A 22,708-nucleotide genomic window follows, 5' to 3' on the forward strand; every position below is an offset into this window, starting at 1 on the left:
ATTAGGTTGTTTTTATGTTCCATTCATAGGAACTTCATGGCTGGGGGTTATTGTAATGATGTAAGATAAAACAAGCAATCAAGGAGGAACACTACAATGAAAAAGAAATTTTTAGTGCCGGCATTAGCCGTAACCGTTCTAGGTGGAGGCATTGCGGGTTCCGTATTAAACCTTTCCGCATTTGCGACAGGCAATACAAGCGGCAGTCAAACAGAAGTTTCCGAGACAAAAGAACAGAAACAATTGGAAAAGGAAGCGAAACTGACAAAGCAAGAAAGCATTGACATTGCTTTAAAAGAAGTTCAGGGCCAGGCCTCTTATATTGAACTTGAAGACGAAGATGGTGTTATCGTCTACAGCGTAGAAGTTACAGATGACCAGGGCCAAAAACACGAGGTCGTGGTAGATGCGAATACGGGAAAAGTGTTAAAAATAGAAGCGATTGATGACGAGTCCGAACAAGAAGATGGAGAAGAAAATGACCAGGAAGAACAAAAAAAGCTTGAAAAAGAAGCGGTCTTAACAAAAGAAGAGGGAATAGCGGCCGCGCTTAAAAAAGTTCCCGGAGAAGTAAAAGAGGCAGCGCTTGAAGAAGAAGACGGTGTGGTCGTGTATGCGGTGGACGTGATAGATCAAAAAGGACAAGAACAGGAAATCCTGGTCGACGCAAAATCCGGCAAGGTGTTAAAAGCCGAGGCTGATCATGAAGACGACGATTCCGAAGAGGACGATGATTCTGAAGAAAACGATGATGATAACGAATAAAGCATGACAATGCACAAAAAAGGGAGTCCTATTTGCGAATCGCAAGTAGGCTTCTTTCTTACATACCTTTTTGAACCGTTCCGTATGAGCGGTTTTATTTTATTAAAATGATCCATTCTTTATAGTAGAATTAGCTCATGAAATCAGGGAATGGAAGAAAGGAGATAAACGATGCAAAAGATCTTGATCATAGAGGATGAAGAAGGGCTGGCTGAATTTTTAGAACTGGAGCTTAAATACGAAGGATATTCAGTTGACATTTCGTATGATGGACGTGAAGGATTGGACAAAGCAATGAATCAAGATTTTCACCTTATTCTTCTCGACTTGATGCTGCCGGGGCTGAATGGGATCGAAGTATGCAGACGCCTGCGAACGGTCAAAAATACGCCCATTATTATGCTGACCGCTAAAGACAGCGTCATGGACCGTGTCATGGGACTCGATAATGGCGCGGATGATTATTTGCCAAAGCCTTTTGCTATTGAAGAACTGCTGGCAAGAATGCGTGTTATATTTAAACGCCAGGAAAGAATGGCCGCAAGTCAAACACGTACTTTAACATTTAAAGATCTGGAACTCGATTTAGAATCGCGGCTCCTGACGAAAGAGAACGACACAATCGAGCTGACGAATAAAGAGTTTGAACTTCTTTCCTTTTTTATGAAAAATATTAACCGGGTATTGACACGGGACATGCTGTTAGAACGCATATGGTCGTATGATACGGCTGTCGAAACAAACGTGATTGATGTGTATGTGCGGCACTTGCGCACGAAATTAAACACAGATGAAAAAGAAGCTTACATTCAAACGGTACGGGGAGTGGGATATGTGATGCGGGAATGAACAAAATGAAAAATTATTATTCAGGATTACCTATTAAATGGAAAATAACGATATGGTCTTCTGCATTCATGTTTATTCTTTTTTTCTCTTATTTAGTGCTGCAATATGTGATCATTGAACAAAGGACTTTAAGCTTTGAGAAACAAAATGTAAATAGACAATTAGAAGAAATGATCGTTTTACTTGAAACTGCTGAACAGCCTCTTACAATAGAAGCGATCCAAAAAAGAGAATCCGACTTTTCAAAAATCAATGAGGAAGATCAATTAACGCGAATCATGGATGAGAAAGGACAGATCATTTTAAGTGTTTCAGATGGTTATCCAGAAACAGAAATGGCTCCATTGCCTGTCAAAAGCAAGCAGTTTGAAACCGTTCGCAATGGTGAAGACCCGCTTCTGATTTTAAGGGCACCGATCGTGACCGGCGAATTTACAGGAACGATTGAGATTATCCGAAGCATGGAAATGTTTGATGACTTCGTTGATAACATCTTCTTTATGTTAATGGCGGCGGGAATTGGCGGACTGTTACTCAGTTTTTTTGGCGGCACCTTTCTTTCCAGACAATTATTATCCAATGTACGGGCGATGACCGATACAATGCAAAAAATAAAAGTGAATGGTCTTAAAGAGCGTGTCCCTGTCCGCGAAACGAATGATGAAATTGCCCAATTAGGGAAACTGTTCAATGAACTGATGGACGATTTGGAAGAATCGTTTATGCAGCAAAAGCAATTTGTTGAAGATGCTTCCCACGAACTGCGAACGCCGCTTGCCATTATCCATGGCCACCTTGCTCTGTTAAACCGGTGGGGAAAAGATGATCCTGACGTATTGAACAAATCGCTTCAATCAAGTTTAAAAGAAGTGGAGCGCTTGATTTTGCTTGTTCAAGAACTGCTGGAATTGTCAAGAGCGGAAGCGGGAACAACTGGACAAATTGATCAGACACCCGCACAGGTTATTCAGGTCATTCAATCCGTTAAGCATAACTTTGCCTTATTGCATCCAGACTATCGATTTACGATGCACATGCAGGAAGATACGCCGCGTGCTGCCCTTCCAGCCCGTCATTTAGAGCAGCTTCTCATTATCTTATTAGACAATGCGGTAAAATTTTCAATGGAAGAGAAAGAGATTTTCATTACGTGTGCATCAGATGAGGAGACTGTGTGGATAAAGGTGACGGATCAAGGAATCGGCATCCCGGAACAGGAAATTCCCTATGTATTAAATCGATTTTATCGGGTAGATAAAGCGCGAAGCAGAAAACAGGGGGGCTTGGGACTGGGCCTTGCGATTGCGAAACGCTGGATTGAAAAATACAACGGTACAATTGATATTCAGAGCAAGGAGGGAGAAGGGACAACATTCACGATTGCATTCCCTGTCTTAAAATAAACGATCTTCTTAGGCTTCCTTGCTTCATATTGATGGATGGGGTGTCCTATTCAAATGATTATCCCTCCTTCTTTAATAAGAAGGAGGTCTTTTTTACTACCTGTTAGGACAGCTCTTGTTTTTGAAATGATGAAACCGCAAATATTCCTTTTATTCGACATAATCTTTTTGATGTTTTTACAATATTTTCATTTTATTTAAGATATAATCAAATGAAGCGCTTACAAATGGAGGGTATAAAATGAACTTTGCAGTTGGTTTTACATGTTGTGCCTGCGGAAAACGGATTTTGGAAAAAGATCTGGTTGCCTGGACGGAAAAAAACAAAGTTGTGCATCTTGTTTGTGACACCGTTCAAATAAATGATGGAGTCCGATTTATGGGGCGGGCGGAAAACCTGAAAGAACAAATAGACATAGAAGAACGCTATGCGTAAACATAAAAAGTGTAAAGCTCCTCCAGGGAGTTTTTTTGTTTTATCCTGAATATCGGCCGGTATAAAGAGAAAACAGGGAGAATAGAATACAGTGTGAAGAGCATTCTGTCACAATGTTCAATCCAATTTTATAAGAGAAAGGGAATGGTGAAATTTTCGTAACAATAGATTTTTTCGAATACACATTTTTCTTTTCGGCAATTGATAGAAAAAATCTATTTTACAATTCAACGATGTATAAGATAAAGTGTTAATAATTAAAAAAGTCAAAATATTAAAACATTATTTATTGCCTTTTTTAATTTAAGAAAGCGCATACATTTTTTCGGTGAAAGGAGTATTTGACACAATCTCTAATCAATTTAAGAGGAAAAGGGAGGAGAAGTTCATTTTGGTCAAAAAACAAGTTGTCGTTTTTTTTACAGCTATCTTCACATTTAGTTTGCTTTTAAGCGCATGTGGATCAACTGGGAACCAAAATTCCGCACAAACTTCAGCTGAACCTTCAAATTCATCCGGTCAAACCGGACAACAAACTTCGGTCCGAATCGGCACATCCAGTTCAGGAAGTCCTTTTTATACGGTCGGAGTAGGATTATCGAACATTATGTCCAAACATGATCCCGGATTTAATATGACCGTTGAACCTGTAGGGGGATCACACCCGAATGTTTTTGCGCTCGATACGGATAGAGTTGACTTTGCCATCACGAATTCGCTTGCAGCGGAGGATGGATTCAAAGGAGTGGCTCCTTTTGAAAAGAAAGTGGATGTCCGCCTTGTCGCACAAGGACAAGCGTCCGTGCGGCAGCTCATTGTCCGAAAAGACTCCGGCATTGACAGTCCGGGTGATTTAAAAGGAAAAAAAATTATTGCCGATCGTCCCGCCATGCCTGAGATTGCCAAAATTATGAATGCGGCCCTGGATGTGTATGGCGTTTCAAAAGACGATGTAACGATTATTTCAACGACGGATTCACCGGAAGTTCTGGAAGCTTTAGAGCTGGGCAATGTGGACGCCGCCTTTTTCCCTGCCAGCTTACATGCGGCAACATTATCTGAACTCTTTTCCGATGAAGAGTTTAAGCTTATTTCCTTTGATGAAGAGAAAGCCGATGCCATTTTAGAACAGCTGCCTAAAGCGGTCCATAAATTTGTGATTCCAGGTGGAACCTATCCTAATCACGAAGAAGATGTCACCGCGTTTGCGTTGAACACGTATTTAGTGGCACAAGGAGACTTAGAAAAGGATGCGGTGTACCGCTTAACGAAAACGATGTTTGACAATTACGGAGAATTCAGCGCGCTTCACAGCTCGGCTAAAGACTGGACTGTTGAACATTCCTTAACGGATCCTGTTATCCCGTTCCATGAGGGGGCCATTCAATATTATCAAGAAATCAAGGCCTGGAATCCTGAAATGGACGCGATCCAGCAAACATTAGAAAGCCAGTAATAGTGATGCTTTAATTATAAAGGGAAGGTGATAAGATTGCTGCGATCTAAATTAGTCTTATGGATTTCCACAATAATTGGTCTCTACCATATTATTATCGCCGGACAATTTTTGCCTCAGATTGGTTTATTCATCCCTACACAAGTCCATCTGGCCATCAGTTTGACTTGTGCATTGATCATCATCTTCATTTTATTCCGTGCTACTAAAAAAGAAAGTTCGAAAATTCCTTTTTATGATTATTTGTTAATTGGCTGTTCGATTGTGAGCTTAGGATATGTGATCTTTTTCTATGATAGAGTACTTCAGTACAGCCAGTTTGGGTTTCTTGATGGAACAGGCGTCCTTTTAGCCATTCTTCTTTGCATTCCATTATTGGAAGCGGTCAGAAGAAAAACAGGCTGGGTCTTTCCGATTCTGATTCTGTCGTTAGTCAGTATTACGATATTTCAAAAGTATCTTCCGGGTATTTTATACGGGGAAGGCTATGATCTGGACCGATTATTATACAGCGCTTTCGTGGGAAGCAGCGGGATTTTCGGGCTGCCGCTTAAAGTAGCCACCTCGATCTTAATTGTTTTCCTTATATTTGGCGCCTTGCTGGAACGGGCCGGTGCCGGGAAATGGTTTATGGACGTTGCCCTCTCTCTTACTGGCTGGTCAAAAGGCGGTCCGGCCAAGGCGGCGGTTTTATCAAGTGCTTTATTTGGTTCTATTTCCGGTTCGCCATCGGGGAATGTAGCCACAACGGGCGTCTTTACCATCCCACTCATGAAAAAAGTAGGCTATACACCGAAGTTTGCCGGCGCCGTGGAGGCTACCGCTTCAACAGGAGGGCAATTTTTACCGCCTGTTATGGGAGCAATCGCCTTTGTCATGGCGGAATGGATCGGTGTACCGTATGCGCAAATTGCGATTGCCGCTTTAGTGCCGGCCTTGCTTTACTTCTTAATCATCTTTGTTTCCGTCCACCTGCAAGCGTACAAAGAAGGCATACCGGCACTGCCAAGAAATGAACTCCCTGATTTTTGGAAGGTGTTTACAGCAGGCTGGTATTACTTAATTCCGATTATCGCTTTAGTCTATTTTCTAATTGTAAAAGGCTTCACGCCTGAAATCTCAGGAATCTACTCGCTTCCATTTTTAATCGGCTGCAGCTTTTTATCAAAAGACCGGGAAAATTGGCTTCTTCCTAAAAATATCATGCTATCCTTTGAAACCGCTGTTAAAGGATGGGTGCTGATCGCCGTTGTCACGGGCGCAGTCGGTATTATGGTAGGGGCGCTGGAATTAAGCGGTGTCGGTATTAAATTCTCCCAATTCATTTTAGACGTATCAGGAGGAAACTTACTTGTCACTTTGCTTCTGGTCGGATTAGCCAGTTTGATTTTGGGAATGGGCTTAGATTCAATCCCTGCCTATATTACATTGGCTACACTGATTGTACCGGCGTTAATTCAAATGGGCATTCCGGATATTAGCGCACATTTATTTGTGGTTTACTGGGGCTTATCTTCTTTCATCACACCGCCGGTTTGTATTGCGGTCTATGTTGCCTGCGGACTTAGTGGAAGTAAAGTTTGGGAAACGGGGGGAGAGGCTGTACGGTTAGGCATCGCCGCCTACCTGATTCCATTTGCTTTTATTTTCAGCCCGGGTCTTTTACTTAAAGGGTCCGTATCAGATATAACCATTGCGGTTATTACCGCTATTGCAGGTTCTATTCTGCTTGCTTGCAGTATTCGGGGATATTTCATCAAAAACATGAATACAGTAGAAAGAGTTGTAACGGGCATTGCTGGGTTACTATTAATAGGACCGGGTGTTCTTTATCCGCTCATCGGTTTTATTTTGGGAATAGCGGTATTACTGTGGCAAAGATTTACGAAAGTAAAGAGCAATGCTGAACTGCCAAGTGAGCTGCCGAATTAACACAATTCGGCACTCCTTGTGCCATCCTTTTCTTCTGCCTGTCCGATAGATATTTTCTATTTATAAAATAGAAAATATCATTTAAAATGAAAAAAATCATTCAACTAATAAGGACAGGTGAGATGAAATGGACTTGAAAAATGTGCATACCTTCGTCACGATCGCAAGAGAAATGAGTTTTGCCCAAGCCTCTCATATTTTACATTTGAGCCAGCCGACCGTCACAGCGCGTATTCAGACGCTGGAGCAGGAATTAGGAAAATCTTTGTTTGTCCGCAGCAAACGCGCGATTAAGCTGACAAAGGAGGGGGAAGCCTTTCTGCCTTACGCATTAAAACTGCTGGAGATCGAAAGTGTTGTGAAAGAAAAGCTGTCGAGCTTAAATGAAACGCTGGAAGGAAAAGTAACCATCGGGGCGACGGCTTTATGGTCGGTCTACATTCTCCCGGCTATTTTAGGGAGTATTCTTAAACATTATCCGGGCATTGAGTTAAAGATGATGACAGGCAATTCCGTTCAAATTACAGAAATGCTCATGCAGGATCAAATAGACATCGGACTCGTGTCTACGAAAGTAAAAAAACAGGAAGTAAAACAATATCAGTTGTCGTCCTGTGAGTTAAGTGTGGTATGCAGCCCCGAGCATTCTTTCGCGGATAGAGAAGTGGAGATGGACGAACTGTTAAAAGCGCCGATGGTCACGTATCAGCAAAGATCAGACGCCTGGACTCAAATCAGGAAAATTTATGCGGAATGGAACGCGGCACCGAATGTGGCCATGGAGCTGAATCAGATTGAAGCAGCCAAACAAATGGTCAGTTATTCACCATTTATTTGCATATTACCAACGATCAGCATAGAAGAAGAGATCAATAAGGGGCTGTTGAAAAAAGTGGAGGTAAAGAATCTCCCGCCTATTATAGAGAACCTGTCCATGATCTCATTAGAGCGTAAAGAATCCTATCAAGTTGTGTCGCTCATAATGGATTTGTTGAGGGGAAAAATCGGAAAACAACAATATTTATAAGAAATTTAAAATATGAAATGGAGGATAAAAGAATGTTATCAAAAGAAAATAATGAAAAGCTGACGAGAACCGGCCCGGATACACCTATGGGGAAACTTTTTAGAAGATATTGGATTCCGGCGATGATTTCAACTGAATTGCCGAAGCCGAATTGTACACCGGTAAAAATTAAACTGCTGGGAGAAGAACTGCTGGCATTTCGTGACACAGACGGCAAGGTTGGACTCATTGATGAGTTCTGTCCTCATCGTAAAGTGTCCCTGTATTTTGGCCGAAATGAAGAATGCGGGATTCGCTGCGTATATCACGGATGGAAATTCGATGTAAATGGAGACTGTGTAGATATGCCGTCTGAACCGCCTTCAAGCAATTTCAAAGATAAGGTGAAAATCAAATCGTACCCTTGCCGGGAACGCGGAGGGGTCATTTGGACCTACATGGGCCCGGAAGAATTAATGCCCGAATTACCTGAACTGGAATGGAATTTAGTACCCGATAGTCATCGCTATATGACAAGGAAAATTCAATACAACAATTATTTTCAGGCGATCGAGGGCGGATTAGACTCCAGTCATATTTCTTTCCTGCACAGAGGGGCGGGCGGCCAAGGGTTTATGGGGCTGAAAAAGACAGCTGGAAGTCAAGTAGCCAACTACCTGACTCAAGATACTGCGCCGAAATTTGAAGTGGAAAAAATGGATTATGGAATGCTGGTGGGAGCCAATCGTCATGCCGAAAAAGGAAGTCTTTATTGGCGGATTACCCAATTTTTAATGCCTTGGTATACGATGATTCCGCCTTATGAAGATACGCCAAGAGGTGCTCATGCCTGGGTGCCGATGGATGATGAGAACGTCTATACATGGAATATCAATTGGAACCCGGCGCGTCCTTTGACAGATCATGAAATTGATGTATTGAAGAGCGGCAGAGGGATTCATATGGAACTGATCCCGGGCACGCTGAGAGCCAAGCAAAATAAAGAAAATGACTATTTAATTGACCGGGAGCTGCAGGCGAGCGGTCAGTCCTTCACCGGTATACACGGCATTCAGGCGCAAGACAGCGCGGTACAGGAAACACAGGGACTGATTGCGGACCGGACACAGGAACGTCTCGGATCAAGTGATGCGGCGATCATTGCGGCACGCAGAATGATGCTGAAAGCAGCGCAGGACCTTGAAGAAGGTAAAACTCCTCCGGCGCTAAGTCCCGAAACGCATCGTGTTCGATCTGCATCGGTTGTTTTACCGGAGGGTGTTCCATTTCAAATCGGGGCTAAAGACGTTTTAGCCTTAACAGAGGAAGATTATATTCGGGATGCAGAGTCAAACAAAGAGCCTGTTCAAAATAAAGCAGAATCAATGCAGGATGTAAAATGAATATTTTAAATGATCGAAATTTTCTTAATTAAATATTCGAGGGGGCGTTATTTTTGACCGAAAAAGTATTGGCAGCTGTTCAATCAGGCGAAAAACAAACGATCGTGAAAACATTTGACATTCCGGAGATTCCTGACGATGCAGGATTGCTGAGAGTAGAGGTGTCGGGTGTTTGCGGCAGTGACTGGCCGGACTACAAAAAATATATTGGGGATCGGATTTTAGGCCATGAAGTCGTTGGCTATATAGAAAAGGCCGGGAAGTTTGCCGCGGAACGATGGGGAGTGAAAGAAGGAGACCGTGTCGCACTGGAGGAATATCTCCCGTGCGGACACTGTCCCCGCTGCCGGTCGGGTGAATTTCGTTTGTGCGCAGCGACCGACAAATGGAACGGCGGTATCCGGTTTGGATACACGACCGTTCATGAAACGCCCTCTTTATGGGGCGGATACAGTCAATTTTTGTATTTGCATCCGAACTCGGTCTTTCACAAAGTGCCGGAACACGTTCCCGCCAGAGAGGCCGCATTAGCTCTGCCGTTAGGGAACGGGATTGAATGGGCCGTCAATGAAGGCGGCGCCGGTCCTGGAAAAACAGTCCTGATACAGGGGCCGGGCCAGCAGGGGCTGGGCTGTGTCCTTGCCGCAAAACAGGCTGGAGCGGATTGCATTATCGTCAGCGGGATGACAGCAGACAAAGAAAGGCTGGAATTAGCCGGAAAGTTTGGCGCTGATTATACAATCGATGTTCAGAAAGAAGATATTCATGAACGGGTGAAAGAGATTACGGGCGGCGCAATGGCTGATATCGTCATCGATGTTGCCTCCGGCGGTCCAAGTACCGTTACGCTGGCAATCGAGTTAGTGAAAATAAGAGGCACGATCATTATTGCAGGGAAAAAACATCAAGAAATACCCGGCTTTTACAGTGATAAATTGATGTCAAAATACATCACAATGAAGGGTGTCCGCGGGCATAGCTATGATTCGGTTGAACGGGCCATCCAATTAATCGCCTCGGGTAAATATCCTTTAGGAGAGATGTGCACACATGATTTTGGGCTGAACGAAGTGGACCGAGCATTAAAAACAGTCGGTGGAGAGGGAGAAAAAGGGGCTATTCACGTTACTGTAAACCCTTGGAGCTGATTCACAGAATGTTTCGCAGATTCAATTTATTCCCGATTTCAATGTTCACCGGGGGGTATGAACTAACTATAGGAGGAAGTTGCTTATGATCAAGCAGCGTGATTCAGAGGATTTAATTCATTCTTATTTTCGCAATAAGACGGTTGCCATCATAGGATACGATGAACAAGGCTATCAACATGCCAAAAAGTTAAGGGAACTGAATGCAGAAGTGCTGGTTGTGTTAAGAGACGGAACGGAAGAGGCTCACTGGAAAAAAGAGGGGTTTGAAGTGATATCCGTTTGGGAAGCGGTTGACAGAGCGACTATCCTCCAGGTTTGGTGAAAAATATTTCATCCGGCCCCGGTTATAAGCTGATTATCGGCCGCATATATTAAAAATCATCACGAAAAAAAGGAAACAAAGGGGTGTACCGGCCGGGAAGAAGAACAGGTACACCCTGTCCCCCATTTTAATAAGGAATCAGAGAGCGTTTTTACAACAAAATTAATCATGGAATAGGTGGAGAATTCCGATGAATTTATTACAGACTGTCTCCTTTTCAGAGCGGTTGGCATTGGCTGAACAAAACGGGAATGCAGTGAAACCGTTAACTGAATTGTATCCTGATATTTCGATGAGAGAAGCGTATATGATTCAATTAAAAACCATTGAAAGAAAGGTAGAAGCCGGTGCCAGCATCGTCGGGAAAAAAATCGGCTTAACGTCACTCGCCATGCAAAAATTGCTCGGGGTCGACCAGCCGGACTACGGACATTTATTGAACAGCATGGAAGTGGAAAATGGCGGGAAAATCTCTTTAAGCAGGGTGATTCAGCCGAAAGTGGAGGCGGAAATTGCCTTTAAATTGAAACAGGACCTCGTCGGACCGAGAGTGACAGCAACGGATGTATTGCTGGCTACGGAGTACATACAGCCGGCGCTCGAAATTGTCGACAGCAGAATCGAAGACTGGCAAATTAAACTGCAGGATACGATTGCGGATAATGCGTCCTCCGGTTTGTACGTATTAGGCGGTCGTCCACTTAGCGTCGATAAAGTGGATATTTCCCATCTCGGTATGGCTTTCTATAAAAACAACGAACTGGTGAATACCGGTGTTGGTGCAGCGGCCCTCGGCAGCCCTGCTCATGCAATTGCCTGGCTCGCCAATAAATTATTCGAATTCGGCATTTACTTAAAAGCGGGGGAAATCATTCTGTCCGGAGCGCTTTCTGCAGCCGTTGAAGCGGAAGCCGGGGACGTTTTCACCGCGCGAATGGCTCATATTGGAGAAGTCAGTGTGGCGTTTACAGATTAATAGGAAATGATCCGTACTGGAGAAGATCAGAAGGAGCTGCAGGCTTGACGGGAGGGATAACATGGAAAATGAAACCATCAAAAAAATAGCTGATTTTTTAGTTGAAGCGGAAAAGGAAAAAAAGGAAGTGCCCCGGATCACCGCCGAATATCCTGATTTAAGCGTTGAAGAAGCGTACGCCATTCAAGAAGAACTTGTCAATATCAGACTTGGCCAGGGGCACCGGATGATTGGACCGAAAATGGGGCTGACCAGTCATGCGAAAATGAAACAATTGAATGTGGATGAACCGATTTACGGCTATATTTTTGACTATATGGTAACGGATGAGAATGTATTACATGTGAATGAACTCATCCATCCAAAAGTGGAGGCGGAAATTGCGTTTATCCTTAGCAGCGATCTTGAAGGCCCGGATGTGACCACCGAAGACGTTTTAGCCTCAACGGAGTACGTCGTCCCGGCTTTGGAAGTGATCGACAGCAGATATCAGAATTTTCAATTTACATTACCTGACGTCATTGCCGATAATGCATCTTCTTCACGGGTGTTTTTCGGCTCCGTTATGAAGAAGCCGGATGAAATGGAACTCGATTTAGTCGGTGTCACGCTTGCTATTAATGGTGAATTGAGAGATTTAGGTGCCAGTGCCGCTGTATTGGATCATCCCGCAAATTCGGTGGCCATGCTGGCGAATATGCTGTCCCGTAAAGGAAAGAAATTGAAAGCCGGACAAGTCATTCTGACGGGTGGCATAACCGGAGCGCAATTATTATCACAGGGAGATCTCGTATCCGCTAAATGGGACGGATTGGGGACGGTTGAATTTAAAGTGGAACAGTAAGAGAAAGAATGAGGAATTTTTCGGCATGGGACTGCTGATCATTTATAAGAATAGGAGGATTTACGATGATTCGCTATAAAAAACTTGGTTATATCGCACTGAATGTAACAGATGTTGAACGGAGCGCCCATTTTTACCGGGATATGGTCTGCCTTGACCAGGTTGGAGAAATTAACGAAGATGTCGCATTTTTATCATCCAGTTCGGATTACCATAATTTAATGCTGAATAAGTCCGATAAACCAGGATTAAAGAGAATCGGCTTTGAACTCGAAAGCACAAAAGAGTGGGAAAACGCATTTGAACTGTTGAAAAAAGAAGGCTATGACCCTGTTGAGGTGGACAAGGAAGAGCGGGCGCTTCTTAAAATTGATAAGGCCTTTCGATTCCGTGATCCAAATGGCGTCACGTTTGAGTTTTACAATAAAATGATGCAAAGAGCGAAACCGTATGAGCCGAGTCCGGTCAGAGTATTAAAATTGGATCATGTCGTGCTGCGGGTGCCTAATCTTCAGGACACCGTCCGCTTTTTTAATGAAGTGCTGAACTTTAAAATATCGGATACCCGTCATAAACCGGACGGTGAAATGTATTTTGCATTTATGCGCTGTTTTCCTAATCCGTTTCATCACTCTTTCGGCATCTCACAGGGAGACGATCTGCGCATGTTTCACATCGCTTATAAAGTGGAGGATATAAACGATATAGGAATCGCGCGCAACCGCCTAATTAACTTAGATGTGCCGGTGATTTTCGGACCGGGGCGCCACCTTGCTTCAGGCAGTATCTTTATGTATTTCCTTGATCCTGACGGCTTAACCCTTGAATATACGCAAGATATGGAGGAATTCCCGGAAGAAAACCCGCGTGAGCCTAGAATGCTGGATCATACGCTGCGCACAACGGATTTATGGGAAGGTGCTTCCGATCCGCGGATTGGAAAAGTCGGGCATGTCGAAGTTTAATGAAAAGGAGCAGATGAAATGTCTAAACAAACGATAAAAATTGGCAGTACGATGAATTTACAATCTCTTTCTTTGCTTTCCCATTCTATTGAAACGAAGCAATTCGATTATACGGCAGAAACGGTCAAAAATATCGATGAGTGCACATTCAAAATGATGAAGAAGGAATTTGATATTGGCGAAATGTCACTGGCGACATTTTTAAAAGTTCAGGAGAAAGATTCCGGTTTAAAGGCGCTGCCGATTTTTTCCCGGAAAATTCCCCAGGTCTATGCTTTTTGTGCGGAACATTCCGATCTTCACAGTTATCAAGATTTAAGCGGGAAAAAAGTGGCTGTGTTTCAAAACTGGGTAACCGCATCCATTTGGCATAGATGGCTATTGGAAAATCAATATGGCGTCGATCCAGCAAGCATTATTTGGTGTCCGCTGCGAAAAGATCGGATGGAGGACATGCCGTATCCGGAAAACTATCAATTCAATTGGGATTATGTAAATGGGGATGCGGCGGAACTGCTTAGAAGCGGTGAGATCGATTGCTTCTTTTACGCAAGAAAGCCGGATCATTTCGAAGGTCTCCGCTGGTTATTCCCTCCTTCTCCGGAGGAACAAGTACAAGCCATACGAGATGGCGGGATGATCCCCATTACGCATGTCATGGCGATAAGAGAAGACCTGCTGCAAAATAATCCGGACATCATTCCTGGCATCATGGAGCTGTTTGAGAGATCAAAAGAGATGGGCTATCGGGAAGTCGGACACATGAGCGGCCTCTATTTGCCGTTTGCGGATTGGCATCTTCATGAGACGGAATCTAGTTTCCTGCAGGAAGGATGGAACGACAACGGCTGGGCCAAAAACAAAAAGATTTTGGAAACCTTTTATGAAGCATGCATCCATCAGGGATTCATTGAAAAGCCGTATGATTTATCCGGCTGTTTTGTTCAATTCGATTATGAAAAGACGGCTATTGATATTGTCCGGTAGGATCGGAATACGAGAAAAAATTCTTTATTGCAGAAGGAGATGTCTCAAGACGTCTCCTTCTTATTGTCGCTGGCCGGTTTTTTAATTTTGGGCCGATTTCCTTGTAATGAAGGCCGAATTTCTAACAATTCGGCCTTCATGAAACAAAATCCGGCTTTCCTATTGATAAACCGGCCTAAATGGCTCATAATCCGGCCATGATCCTTTTTTGAGAAAGTCATTTATTTGTATAAGCATATAGTTATATAATAATATCGGAATGGGAGGGAGACAATATGAGTGTGGAGACATCGCTCGATATGCAAAAAGTATCTCAAATATTGAAATTGCTTGGCGATAAGACCCGTCTGACAATGATGAAACTGCTTCAGTCGCATGACTGCTGTGTGTGCGAATTTGTGGCGATATTTAATATGAGCCAGCCTGGAATCAGCCAGCATTTGCGCAAGCTGAAAGATGCCGGTCTTGTACAAGAATCGCGCCGCGGGCAGTGGATTTTTTATTCGATGAACCGGGACAGTGAGTATGCCGGATTGATCGAAGACTTGTTAGAACACCTTCCGGATCAACAGGAACGATTAGTGGAACTGGAGGCGCAGGGATTGCGTATTTCCTGTGAATAGAGAGGAGAAAGTATTTTGTTTTCAGTTATTGCAGCATCGATTATTTTTTTGGTGACGCTCATCTTCGTCATCTGGCAGCCCAGAAATCTTTCGATTGGCTGGTCGGCCTGTATAGGGGCTGCCGCTGCTTTATTAGCGGGAGTGGTTGATTTTGGCGATGTCGTCGATGTGACATCGATTGTTTGGAACGCGACATTAGCGTTTATTGCCATTATCATCATTTCCCTGATTTTAGATGAAATAGGCTTTTTTGAATGGGCGGCTTTACATATGGCCCGGATGGCCAAAGGAAACGGTGTGAAAATGTTTGTGTATGTGTCGCTCCTCGGCGCTTTAGTCGCTGCCTTCTTTGCGAATGACGGCGCCGCGCTCATTTTGACACCGATTGTGCTGGCGATGGTCCGCAGCTTAAACTTTGAAGAAAAAATGATCTTCCCATTTATCATCGCCAGTGGTTTTATCGCGGATACGACGTCATTGCCGTTAGCCGTCAGCAACCTTGTCAATATCGTGTCCGCTGATTATTTTGGCATCGGTTTTATCGAATATGCTTCACGGATGATTGTGCCGAACTTCTTTTCACTGGGGGCGAGTATTCTTGTCTTATATATATACTTCCGAAAAAGCATTCCGAAGCAATACAGCCTTGCAGAGCTGAAAGAACCGAAAGAAGCGATTAAAGATATCAAAATGTTTCATCTTTCATGGTATGTGCTCGCCCTTCTTCTTATCGGCTACTTTGCCAGTGAGCCGTTTGATATACCCGTTTCGATTGTGGCCGGCATTATTGCGCTCTTCTTCTTGTTTATGGCGAGAAAGAGTCGGGCTGTGCAGACGAAAGCAGTGGTTAAAGGGGCACCATGGGCGATTGTATTCTTCTCGATCGGCATGTATGTCGTCGTATACGGGCTTCGTAATGCCGGATTGACAACCGTTCTGGCGGATGTGATACAGGCGGCGGCGGAGCAGGGATTATTCGCCGCAACAATCGGCATGGGCTTTATCGCCGCCATTTTGTCGTCGGTGATGAACAACATGCCGACTGTGATGGTCAATGCGCTGGCGATTTCGGATACGGCTGTTTCCCCGATGATCAGAGAAGCGCTCGTCTATGCCAACGTGATTGGATCTGATTTAGGCCCGAAAATTACGCCGATTGGCTCCCTTGCCACGCTGTTATGGCTGCACGTTTTACGTTTAAAAGGAGTCAACATTTCGTGGGGGATGTACTTTAAAACAGGCATTATATTAACGATTCCAACCTTGTTTATCACACTGGCCGGATTATATTTGTGGTTATTGCTTATTCATTGAATGGAAAAAGGAGATCGGAATTATGGAAAAAAAAATCATTTATTTCTTATGCACAGGGAACTCTTGCCGGAGCCAGATGGCGGAAGGATGGGCAAAAAAATATTTAAGTGACGAGTGGGAAGTCAAAAGTGCGGGAATTGAAGCACACGGATTAAATCCGAACGCGGTCAAAGCGATGAACGAAGTTGGCATTGATATTTCCAATCAAACATCCGACATCATTGAGGCTGACATCTTAAACAATGCCACGCTGGCTGTCACATTATGCGGCGATGCGGCTGATAAATGCCCGTTCACGCCGCCTTCTGTACGCCGTGAACATTGGGGATTTGACGATCCGGCAAAAGCGGAAGGAACAGAAGAGGAAAAATGGGCTGTATTCCAGCGTGTCCGTGATGAAATTGGCGAACGAATCGAACATTTTGCCAAAACAGGCGAGTAACCGAAAAACCGGCCATATAAAATAAGGAAGGGCTGTCTCAAAAGATCATTGAGACAGCCCTTTTCTCGTTTCTATAGCCGGCTTTCCTATCAATAAATCGGCCTAAATGGCTCAGAATCCGGCCTTTCCTCCATACTTATGGGACATCCTCTTTCTTCATATACGATCCGGAGATGATTTATTTCAATGAAGGAATCGGAAACCGGCGGGAATGGCTGAAAGCGTACAATCATGCATATTTTGTCACGATCCCCATAAATAAGCCTTTGCCTATCGAAACGTTTGTTCTTATAATAACAAATAAAGAATGTATGTTCCGGGAGGCGTTGTACATGTTAGCGCACGATAAAAGGATGTTTGATGAGGCTTATCCTGAAGCAGACTTAGAAGAGTCCGGCATTTCATGCTGGATCGATGAAGCCGGTGATGGCAATGCAGATTGACTATACGAAAATGCCGAAGCGGGATATTCTTTGTATCGATGTGAAGTCGTTTTTTGCCAGCGTCGAAGCAGTCCGGCGAAAAATCCATCCGCTGAGTGCGTATATTGTAGTGATTTCCAATAAAAATCGGCCCGGTTCTGTCGTTCTGGCCTCTTCGCCGAAAGTGAAAAAAGAATTCGGCATTAAGACGGGCTCGCGTGCGTATGAAATTCCCGATGACCGCCGGCTCATGATTGTGGAGCCGTCGATGGCGCTGTATTTAAAAGTGAACCAAATGATCATTAATATTTTTAAACGGTTTGTGGCCGACGAAGATTTATTTATCTACAGTATTGATGAAGCCTTTTTGGATGTCACCGCCTCGCGCCGATTGTTTGGTGATAAAGTTGACATTGCGCAGAAGATTCAGCGCACGATTTTTAAAGAGCTGAAATTAGTCGTCACGATTGGGATCGGTGATAATCCGTTATTGGCTAAGCTCGCGCTGGATAACGAAGCGAAAGAGGCACCGGACGGGCTCGCATACTGGCCGTATGAACGTGTAAAAGAAACCGTCTGGCGTATTCCGGAACTGACGGACATGTGGGGAATTTCGGGCGGCTATCAGAAGCGGCTGCACAACATGGGCATCTACACCGTATATGATCTGGCGCACGCAGACCCATTCAAGCTGAAGAAACGGCTCGGGATTTTAGGACATCAGCTGTACTACCATGCGTGGGGCGTAGATTACAGTGTTCTTTCTGAACGTGTGGGCCCTAAGGAAAAATCGTATTCGAAAGGTCAGATTTTGATGAGGGACTATTATTCGGAACAAGAAGTCGTCCTTGTCATACAGGAGATGATCGATGAAGTGGCGATGCGGCTTCGTAGACACCAAGCCGCTGCGTCCGGCATCGCGCTCGGCATTTCGTACAGCCGAGACATCGAGGAAAAGGGATTCAGGCATCAAATGCTGCTGCCGCGAAGCACAAACAGCACAAAAGAACTGGCCGTTTATTTTATGCAGCTGTTTAAGCGATACTGGCGCGGTCAGCCCGTCCGGCAAATACAGGTAACCTGCAGCAAACTCGCTCCGGCCGATTACGAACAGCTGGATTTGTTTACGCCGGCTGAACTCGATGAAAAGAATCACGCGATCGACACCGTGATGGATGAGATCCGGCAGCGGTACGGGAAAGATTCCATTTTCAGAGCGCACAGTTTAATGAAGGGCGGCACGTTTTTGCAGCGTGCCAATCATGTGGGCGGGCATAAGGGATAATAGCCATATCATTCACATTTTCCTTTTCTTCATTGAGACAGTGGATTTCTGCTTGAAACGGCGGGATTATAAATAGAAGGACGGCTGAATGAAACCAGATAAATAACAAACCCAGCCATTTATATTTGGTGAAGCAGAGTGCCTGTGGACACTCTGTTTTTTCGTATACAGCCTTCGCCAAGTGGATGATTAAAATCGATTCTAAGAGCTAACAATGGTAAACAAAATCGAATCCGGCAAAAAGGAGGAAAACGTATGAATCCATATAGCGTGATGGTGGTACATAATGCCTTTGAAAAAAAAGAGAGGATTACGTGTTCCTTGTTCATCATTGATGAAGAAACATTATCCGTGCTTTATACAGAAGGATTCAGTGTAAAAACAAAAAAGAAATAGACGAATACACCGAAAGAGTAAAATGGCGCTTTCTGCGGTGTATTTAAAAGGAACCTACAATTCCTTGGCCGCTTGAATATCCAATGAAATGTTTACCTGATCCCCAAGCAGGACACCGCCTGTTTCTAATGGCGTATTGAAATGTAAGTCATAGTCTTTTCGGTTGATGGTTCCAAATGCGCTGAAACCCGCTTTTTCAATTCCGGCAGGGTCTTTTGCGGCTCCTTCAAATGTGACAGCAAACGTCTCTGTACGGGTGACGCCATGCAGCGAGAACTCACCGATCATGTCGTATGTGTTTTCTCCCGTTTTCACAATATTGTTTGCCAGAAACGTTATTTGCGGAAATTTGTCAATATGAAAGAAATCGGACGTGAGTAAATGAGCATCGCGTTCTTTATTCTGGGTATCGACGCTGTCAAGATCAACGGTAAAGGCAATGTTGGCCGTCGTTAAATTGGCTGGTTCCGCCTCGATCATAGCCGAAAACGTGTGAAACGTGCCTTTTACATTGCTCATCATCAAATGACGGATGGAAAATTCAATACGGCTATGGGCTTGATCCACAGTCCACTTTGCTTTTGTCATGGTTTTTCTCCCCTTTGTGTACGTATTTAAAAACTTGATTTTGAATCCTCATACGCCTCTTCTTTCTTTGTTTCCCTTGCCTGTTTAAAATAAAACGAGATGAGCAGAACCATGTATATAGATGAACGCGTTCTGAAGGACAGATTCTTATGCTTATCTGTGAAGTGATGAAAAAATGGAAAAACAATCAAATTTAGGTCTTTTTTATCACCATCTAACATGATACTGTTAATATGAACATAACAGGTCATCCGACATCCAGGGAGGAGCAGCATGGAAACGCTTAAATTAAAAGGAAATTCCGAGCCGACCATTCGGAAGAAATTGATCATTTGGTTTTTGGCCGTCGGGTTAATCCCGTTAGGTCTCGTATCTGCTTTGCTTTATTCGTTAAACAGCAATGAAATGGTAAAAAAAGAGCAGGAAGGACTGCAGGCACTCGTCAACAGCACGGCGCAGGGGATGGGGCAATGGCTTGATAAACGGTCAAGTGAAGTACAGCTGATCGCCAAAACAGAAGCGATTAAATCACTCGTCCTTGAAGAACAATTAACATTGATGGACACGATGAAAGAACAGTCAGGGGTTTACGAAACCGTTGTTTTTACAGCACCTGATGGAGTTGTACAAGCCCATACAACAAAAGAAAATATTGGTGTGATGAACCTTGGGGACCGTGATTACTTTAAAAATGGAATGAACGGTGAATCGACCATTTCCAACGTGCTGACGTCAAAATCAACCGGAAACCGGATTATTGTTGCAGCGTCTCCGGTGATCGGAAACAATGGGGAAACGATGGGCGTTCTGTCTGCCACAATTAATTTTGAGCAGCTGATTGATGATTTTTTGAACAATACGGATAACATGGGCGCATTTCCAATCTTGGTGGATAATCAGGATATCCTTCAAGTTTATCCAATCAAAGAGGTTATCGGGAAAAATATCAATGAAGCAGAATTGAACGCGGATACAAAGGATTTATTGGTGAAAGGAAAGACGGAAGCAGGCAATTCAATCGTAACTGAAAATGGAGAAGAGTATGTTCTTGCGTATACACCGATTGACATCGCAGGCTACTCACTCTCTTTTAATACACCGATGGATACTATATTGGCCGCAGCGGATAAGACAAGAGATTTCACGTTACTGGTCACCGGGTTATCCGTGATCGGCATTCTGATTATTGCCTGGTTTGTCGCGGGGAGAATCAGCCGGCCGATTCAACACGTAACGGAACATATACAGCGGATTGCGGGTGGTGATTTAACAGGTGATGAGCTTCAAGTAAAAACAAACGACGAAATTGGACGGCTCACGGAAAGCATGAATAAAATGTCGTTAAATTTAAAGAATCTTATTCACCGCGTCCGTTCAAATGCAGACTATGTGGCTTCATACGCGGGCGAATTAACGGCCAGCGCGGATCAGACAAGCAAAGCAACTGAAAACATTACCGCTTCCATTCAACAAGTATCAAGCGGCGCTGAACAGCAAAACGAGAGGGTGGCGGAAAGTGTTCTGGCGCTGGAGGAAGTTTCGTTTGGCATTCAGCAAATGGCGGAATCTTCTTCCCGCATCTCGGAAACATCGTCTGTGACGATTCAAAAAGCGCAGTCGGGCGGAGAATCGGTGAAAAAGACGGTTGACCAAATGAATTCGATTTTAACGTCTGTTTTAACATCCGATCAAACGATCCGCACACTGGATGAACGGTCAAAGGAAATCGGAAAAATTATTGAAGTGATCAATGGAATTGCGGAGCAAACGAACCTTCTCGCGCTCAATGCGGCTATTGAGGCGGCACGCGCGGGTGAGCAGGGAAAAGGGTTCGCTGTTGTCGCGGATGAAGTCCGGAAGCTGGCGGAAGAATCCCGGCGGTCGTCCAGTCAAATTGGGCAGCTCATTACCGCCATTCAACAGGATATGACGAGTTCCATTGACGGCATGGCTCACGTAACCCGCGAAGTGAAAGAAGGATTGGCCATCGCCGGCGACACGGAAAGAAATTTCAATGAGATTATCGAATCAACGAAACAAGTAACCGATCAAATTGACAGCATGGCGGCCACAGCCGAGCAAATTTCGGCCGGCTCGCAGCAGGTGACAGCGTCCTTCACAACCATTGCCGCGATCACAAAGGAAACGACCGAAAATACACACGAAGTCGCTTCTGCCGCAGAAGAGCAATTGGCCTCGATGGAAGAGATTACTTCCTCTGCCCATTCGCTCAGCCGGATGGCGGAGGAATTGCAAAAAGTCGTTCAACAATTTAAAGTAAGCTAAAGAAATAAGATGGCGGGATTCACCGAAAATCCGGCCATCAGATTAAGAAGGAGATGTCACGATAACTTTTGAGACATCTCCTTCACCCGTTTATTGCGCTGCTCTTTCTGTACATGCAGCAGCACTCTTCAATAGAATGGAATCCTGCCTTCTTTTTTTATGTTAAAATATGTAAATGTAATGTTATTTTTTCTAAAAATGCAAAAGTGATGATCGGCTTAACGCAGCATAAAAAGCTGTATAAAAGGAGGCTGTACGCAATGAAAACAAAAGTGGGATGGATCGTGACAGTGCTTTGTTTAAGCGTTGGACTCGCGGCTTGCCAGACAGAAAAGACGGATGAAGAAACAGATGATGCCACAGTAAGCGATACATTTGATCCGGATCGGGAAATTGAAAAAGCCTCTGCCGGAAAGCTCACGAAAGCGGTTTTTTATAAGGTGAAGTCAGGAATGACGGTTGAAGAGGCAACAGAGACCCTTGGTGTAGAACTGACACTGCATACAGAAATAGACGATCCGGCAAGCGATGCGGTGGTGCAGGTGTATATGTGGGACTCGAAAGATCCGGAAGTGGGCGGAGCCATGTTTATATTTGAAAACGGGCTGTTAGCGTCCAAAGAAGAAAGCTTGATGCTCGAACCAGATGACCACTTTGTGACAGGAAAAGAATATGATGCCCTTCAAAACGGGATGAGTATGGCTGATGTGGAAGCCATCATTGGCAGCCAGGCCGGTATGTCAACGATGTCATTTGAAAAAATAATCAAGGGACAGACGTTAAACACGAGACAGATGAATTTTTAAGCAAAGAGGACAAAGGAAAAGTGATGTTGATTTTCGAGGATGATCAGCTGA

The 22,708-nt window shown here is 44.1% G+C and carries 22 protein-coding genes; 21 read left to right on the forward strand and 1 reads right to left on the reverse strand.

Translation table 11 applies throughout. From position 1 onward, the window contains the following. The first annotated feature begins 96 nt into the window (after positions 1-96). From BTO30_RS10860 to BTO30_RS17230, 19 genes are all read left to right on the forward strand, one after another. Complete coding sequence (locus tag BTO30_RS10860) at positions 97-765, forward strand: PepSY domain-containing protein (protein WP_075398747.1); 669 nt, start codon at positions 97-99, stop codon at positions 763-765. 171 nt (positions 766-936) lie between these two features. Further along, positions 937-1,614, forward strand: a complete 678-nt coding sequence (locus BTO30_RS10865) for a response regulator transcription factor (RefSeq protein ID WP_075398748.1) — start codon at positions 937-939, stop codon at positions 1,612-1,614. Between the two features lie 5 nt (positions 1,615-1,619). After that, the gene (locus BTO30_RS10870; RefSeq protein ID WP_425429458.1) at positions 1,620-3,017 is read left to right on the forward strand and encodes a HAMP domain-containing sensor histidine kinase; all 1,398 of its coding nucleotides are present in this window, start codon (positions 1,620-1,622) and stop codon (positions 3,015-3,017) included. Positions 3,018-3,258: 241 nt separating this feature from the next. After that, a complete protein-coding gene (locus BTO30_RS10875; RefSeq protein ID WP_075398750.1) occupies positions 3,259-3,453 on the forward strand; it encodes a hypothetical protein in 195 nt (64 codons plus the stop codon). 391 nt (positions 3,454-3,844) lie between these two features. Further along, positions 3,845-4,909, forward strand: a complete 1,065-nt coding sequence (locus BTO30_RS10880) for a TAXI family TRAP transporter solute-binding subunit (protein WP_075398751.1) — start codon at positions 3,845-3,847, stop codon at positions 4,907-4,909. A 27-nt stretch (positions 4,910-4,936) separates the two neighbouring features. Further along, positions 4,937-6,841, forward strand: a complete 1,905-nt coding sequence (locus BTO30_RS10885) for a TRAP transporter permease (protein ID WP_245796431.1) — start codon at positions 4,937-4,939, stop codon at positions 6,839-6,841. 127 nt (positions 6,842-6,968) lie between these two features. After that, entirely contained in the window at positions 6,969-7,868 is a 900-nt protein-coding gene (locus BTO30_RS10890) for a LysR family transcriptional regulator (protein ID WP_075398753.1), read from the forward strand. Positions 7,869-7,900: 32 nt separating this feature from the next. Then, a complete protein-coding gene (locus BTO30_RS10895; RefSeq protein ID WP_075398754.1) occupies positions 7,901-9,250 on the forward strand; it encodes a Rieske 2Fe-2S domain-containing protein in 1,350 nt (449 codons plus the stop codon). Between the two features lie 53 nt (positions 9,251-9,303). After that, on the forward strand, positions 9,304-10,398 hold the full coding sequence (locus BTO30_RS10900; RefSeq protein WP_075398755.1) for a zinc-dependent alcohol dehydrogenase: 1,095 nt from the start codon (positions 9,304-9,306) through the stop codon (positions 10,396-10,398). A gap of 85 nt (positions 10,399-10,483) precedes the next feature. Next, entirely contained in the window at positions 10,484-10,723 is a 240-nt protein-coding gene (locus tag BTO30_RS10905) for a Rossmann-fold NAD(P)-binding domain-containing protein (protein ID WP_075398756.1), read from the forward strand. Between the two features lie 190 nt (positions 10,724-10,913). After that, positions 10,914-11,699 carry a 2-keto-4-pentenoate hydratase gene (locus BTO30_RS10910; protein WP_075398757.1) on the forward strand — a complete coding sequence of 262 codons (786 nt, stop codon included), beginning with the start codon at positions 10,914-10,916 and terminating at the stop codon, positions 11,697-11,699. A 61-nt stretch (positions 11,700-11,760) separates the two neighbouring features. Further along, on the forward strand, positions 11,761-12,543 hold the full coding sequence (locus BTO30_RS10915) for a 2-keto-4-pentenoate hydratase (protein WP_075398758.1): 783 nt from the start codon (positions 11,761-11,763) through the stop codon (positions 12,541-12,543). A 65-nt stretch (positions 12,544-12,608) separates the two neighbouring features. Next, a complete protein-coding gene (locus tag BTO30_RS10920; RefSeq protein ID WP_075398759.1) occupies positions 12,609-13,508 on the forward strand; it encodes a VOC family protein in 900 nt (299 codons plus the stop codon). A gap of 18 nt (positions 13,509-13,526) precedes the next feature. Beyond that, positions 13,527-14,495, forward strand: a complete 969-nt coding sequence (locus BTO30_RS10925) for a substrate-binding domain-containing protein (RefSeq protein WP_075398760.1) — start codon at positions 13,527-13,529, stop codon at positions 14,493-14,495. Positions 14,496-14,770: 275 nt separating this feature from the next. Then, complete coding sequence (locus tag BTO30_RS10930; RefSeq protein WP_075398761.1) at positions 14,771-15,118, forward strand: ArsR/SmtB family transcription factor; 348 nt, start codon at positions 14,771-14,773, stop codon at positions 15,116-15,118. 15 nt (positions 15,119-15,133) lie between these two features. Then, positions 15,134-16,432 carry an arsenic transporter gene (locus BTO30_RS10935; RefSeq protein ID WP_075398762.1) on the forward strand — a complete coding sequence of 433 codons (1,299 nt, stop codon included), beginning with the start codon at positions 15,134-15,136 and terminating at the stop codon, positions 16,430-16,432. Between the two features lie 22 nt (positions 16,433-16,454). Continuing rightward, the gene (gene arsC / locus BTO30_RS10940; protein WP_075398763.1) at positions 16,455-16,874 is read left to right on the forward strand and encodes an arsenate reductase (thioredoxin); all 420 of its coding nucleotides are present in this window, start codon (positions 16,455-16,457) and stop codon (positions 16,872-16,874) included. Between the two features lie 453 nt (positions 16,875-17,327). Next, positions 17,328-18,581 carry a Y-family DNA polymerase gene (locus tag BTO30_RS10950; RefSeq protein WP_425429459.1) on the forward strand — a complete coding sequence of 418 codons (1,254 nt, stop codon included), beginning with the start codon at positions 17,328-17,330 and terminating at the stop codon, positions 18,579-18,581. Positions 18,582-18,836: 255 nt separating this feature from the next. Then, on the forward strand, positions 18,837-18,977 hold the full coding sequence (locus BTO30_RS17230; protein ID WP_158023589.1) for a hypothetical protein: 141 nt from the start codon (positions 18,837-18,839) through the stop codon (positions 18,975-18,977). A 54-nt stretch (positions 18,978-19,031) separates the two neighbouring features. Here the strand turns inward: BTO30_RS17230 and BTO30_RS10955 are convergent, their stop codons facing one another. Further along, a complete protein-coding gene (locus tag BTO30_RS10955; RefSeq protein WP_075398766.1) occupies positions 19,032-19,565 on the reverse strand; it encodes a YceI family protein in 534 nt (177 codons plus the stop codon). A gap of 273 nt (positions 19,566-19,838) precedes the next feature. Here BTO30_RS10955 and BTO30_RS10960 point away from each other — a divergent pair, with 273 nt between their 5' ends. Both BTO30_RS10960 and BTO30_RS10965 read left to right on the forward strand, forming a co-directional pair. Further along, positions 19,839-21,851: a methyl-accepting chemotaxis protein gene (locus BTO30_RS10960; RefSeq protein ID WP_075398767.1), complete on the forward strand. Its 2,013-nt coding sequence runs from the start codon at positions 19,839-19,841 to the stop codon at positions 21,849-21,851. A 260-nt stretch (positions 21,852-22,111) separates the two neighbouring features. After that, positions 22,112-22,657 carry a hypothetical protein gene (locus BTO30_RS10965; RefSeq protein ID WP_075398768.1) on the forward strand — a complete coding sequence of 182 codons (546 nt, stop codon included), beginning with the start codon at positions 22,112-22,114 and terminating at the stop codon, positions 22,655-22,657. Positions 22,658-22,708 lie beyond the last annotated feature (51 nt).

Source organism: Domibacillus antri, from assembly GCF_001936625.1.
Classification (GTDB): domain Bacteria; phylum Bacillota; class Bacilli; order Bacillales; family Domibacillaceae; genus Domibacillus; species Domibacillus antri.

Coding starts and splice junctions, on each gene's coding strand:
- BTO30_RS10860 (WP_075398747.1), top strand. CDS start 97: ATGAAAAAGAAATTTTTAGTGCCGGCATTAGCCGTAACCGTTCTAGGT.
- BTO30_RS10865 (WP_075398748.1), top strand. CDS start 937: ATGCAAAAGATCTTGATCATAGAGGATGAAGAAGGGCTGGCTGAATTT.
- BTO30_RS10870 (WP_425429458.1), top strand. CDS start 1,620: ATGAAAAATTATTATTCAGGATTACCTATTAAATGGAAAATAACGATA.
- BTO30_RS10875 (WP_075398750.1), top strand. CDS start 3,259: ATGAACTTTGCAGTTGGTTTTACATGTTGTGCCTGCGGAAAACGGATT.
- BTO30_RS10890 (WP_075398753.1), top strand. CDS start 6,969: ATGGACTTGAAAAATGTGCATACCTTCGTCACGATCGCAAGAGAAATG.
- BTO30_RS10895 (WP_075398754.1), top strand. CDS start 7,901: ATGTTATCAAAAGAAAATAATGAAAAGCTGACGAGAACCGGCCCGGAT.
- BTO30_RS10905 (WP_075398756.1), top strand. CDS start 10,484: ATGATCAAGCAGCGTGATTCAGAGGATTTAATTCATTCTTATTTTCGC.
- BTO30_RS10910 (WP_075398757.1), top strand. CDS start 10,914: ATGAATTTATTACAGACTGTCTCCTTTTCAGAGCGGTTGGCATTGGCT.
- BTO30_RS10915 (WP_075398758.1), top strand. CDS start 11,761: ATGGAAAATGAAACCATCAAAAAAATAGCTGATTTTTTAGTTGAAGCG.
- BTO30_RS10920 (WP_075398759.1), top strand. CDS start 12,609: ATGATTCGCTATAAAAAACTTGGTTATATCGCACTGAATGTAACAGAT.
- BTO30_RS10925 (WP_075398760.1), top strand. CDS start 13,527: ATGTCTAAACAAACGATAAAAATTGGCAGTACGATGAATTTACAATCT.
- BTO30_RS10930 (WP_075398761.1), top strand. CDS start 14,771: ATGAGTGTGGAGACATCGCTCGATATGCAAAAAGTATCTCAAATATTG.
- arsC (WP_075398763.1), top strand. CDS start 16,455: ATGGAAAAAAAAATCATTTATTTCTTATGCACAGGGAACTCTTGCCGG.
- BTO30_RS10950 (WP_425429459.1), top strand. CDS start 17,328: ATGCCGAAGCGGGATATTCTTTGTATCGATGTGAAGTCGTTTTTTGCC.
- BTO30_RS17230 (WP_158023589.1), top strand. CDS start 18,837: ATGAATCCATATAGCGTGATGGTGGTACATAATGCCTTTGAAAAAAAA.
- BTO30_RS10955 (WP_075398766.1), bottom strand. CDS start 19,565: ATGACAAAAGCAAAGTGGACTGTGGATCAAGCCCATAGCCGTATTGAA.
- BTO30_RS10960 (WP_075398767.1), top strand. CDS start 19,839: ATGGAAACGCTTAAATTAAAAGGAAATTCCGAGCCGACCATTCGGAAG.
- BTO30_RS10965 (WP_075398768.1), top strand. CDS start 22,112: ATGAAAACAAAAGTGGGATGGATCGTGACAGTGCTTTGTTTAAGCGTT.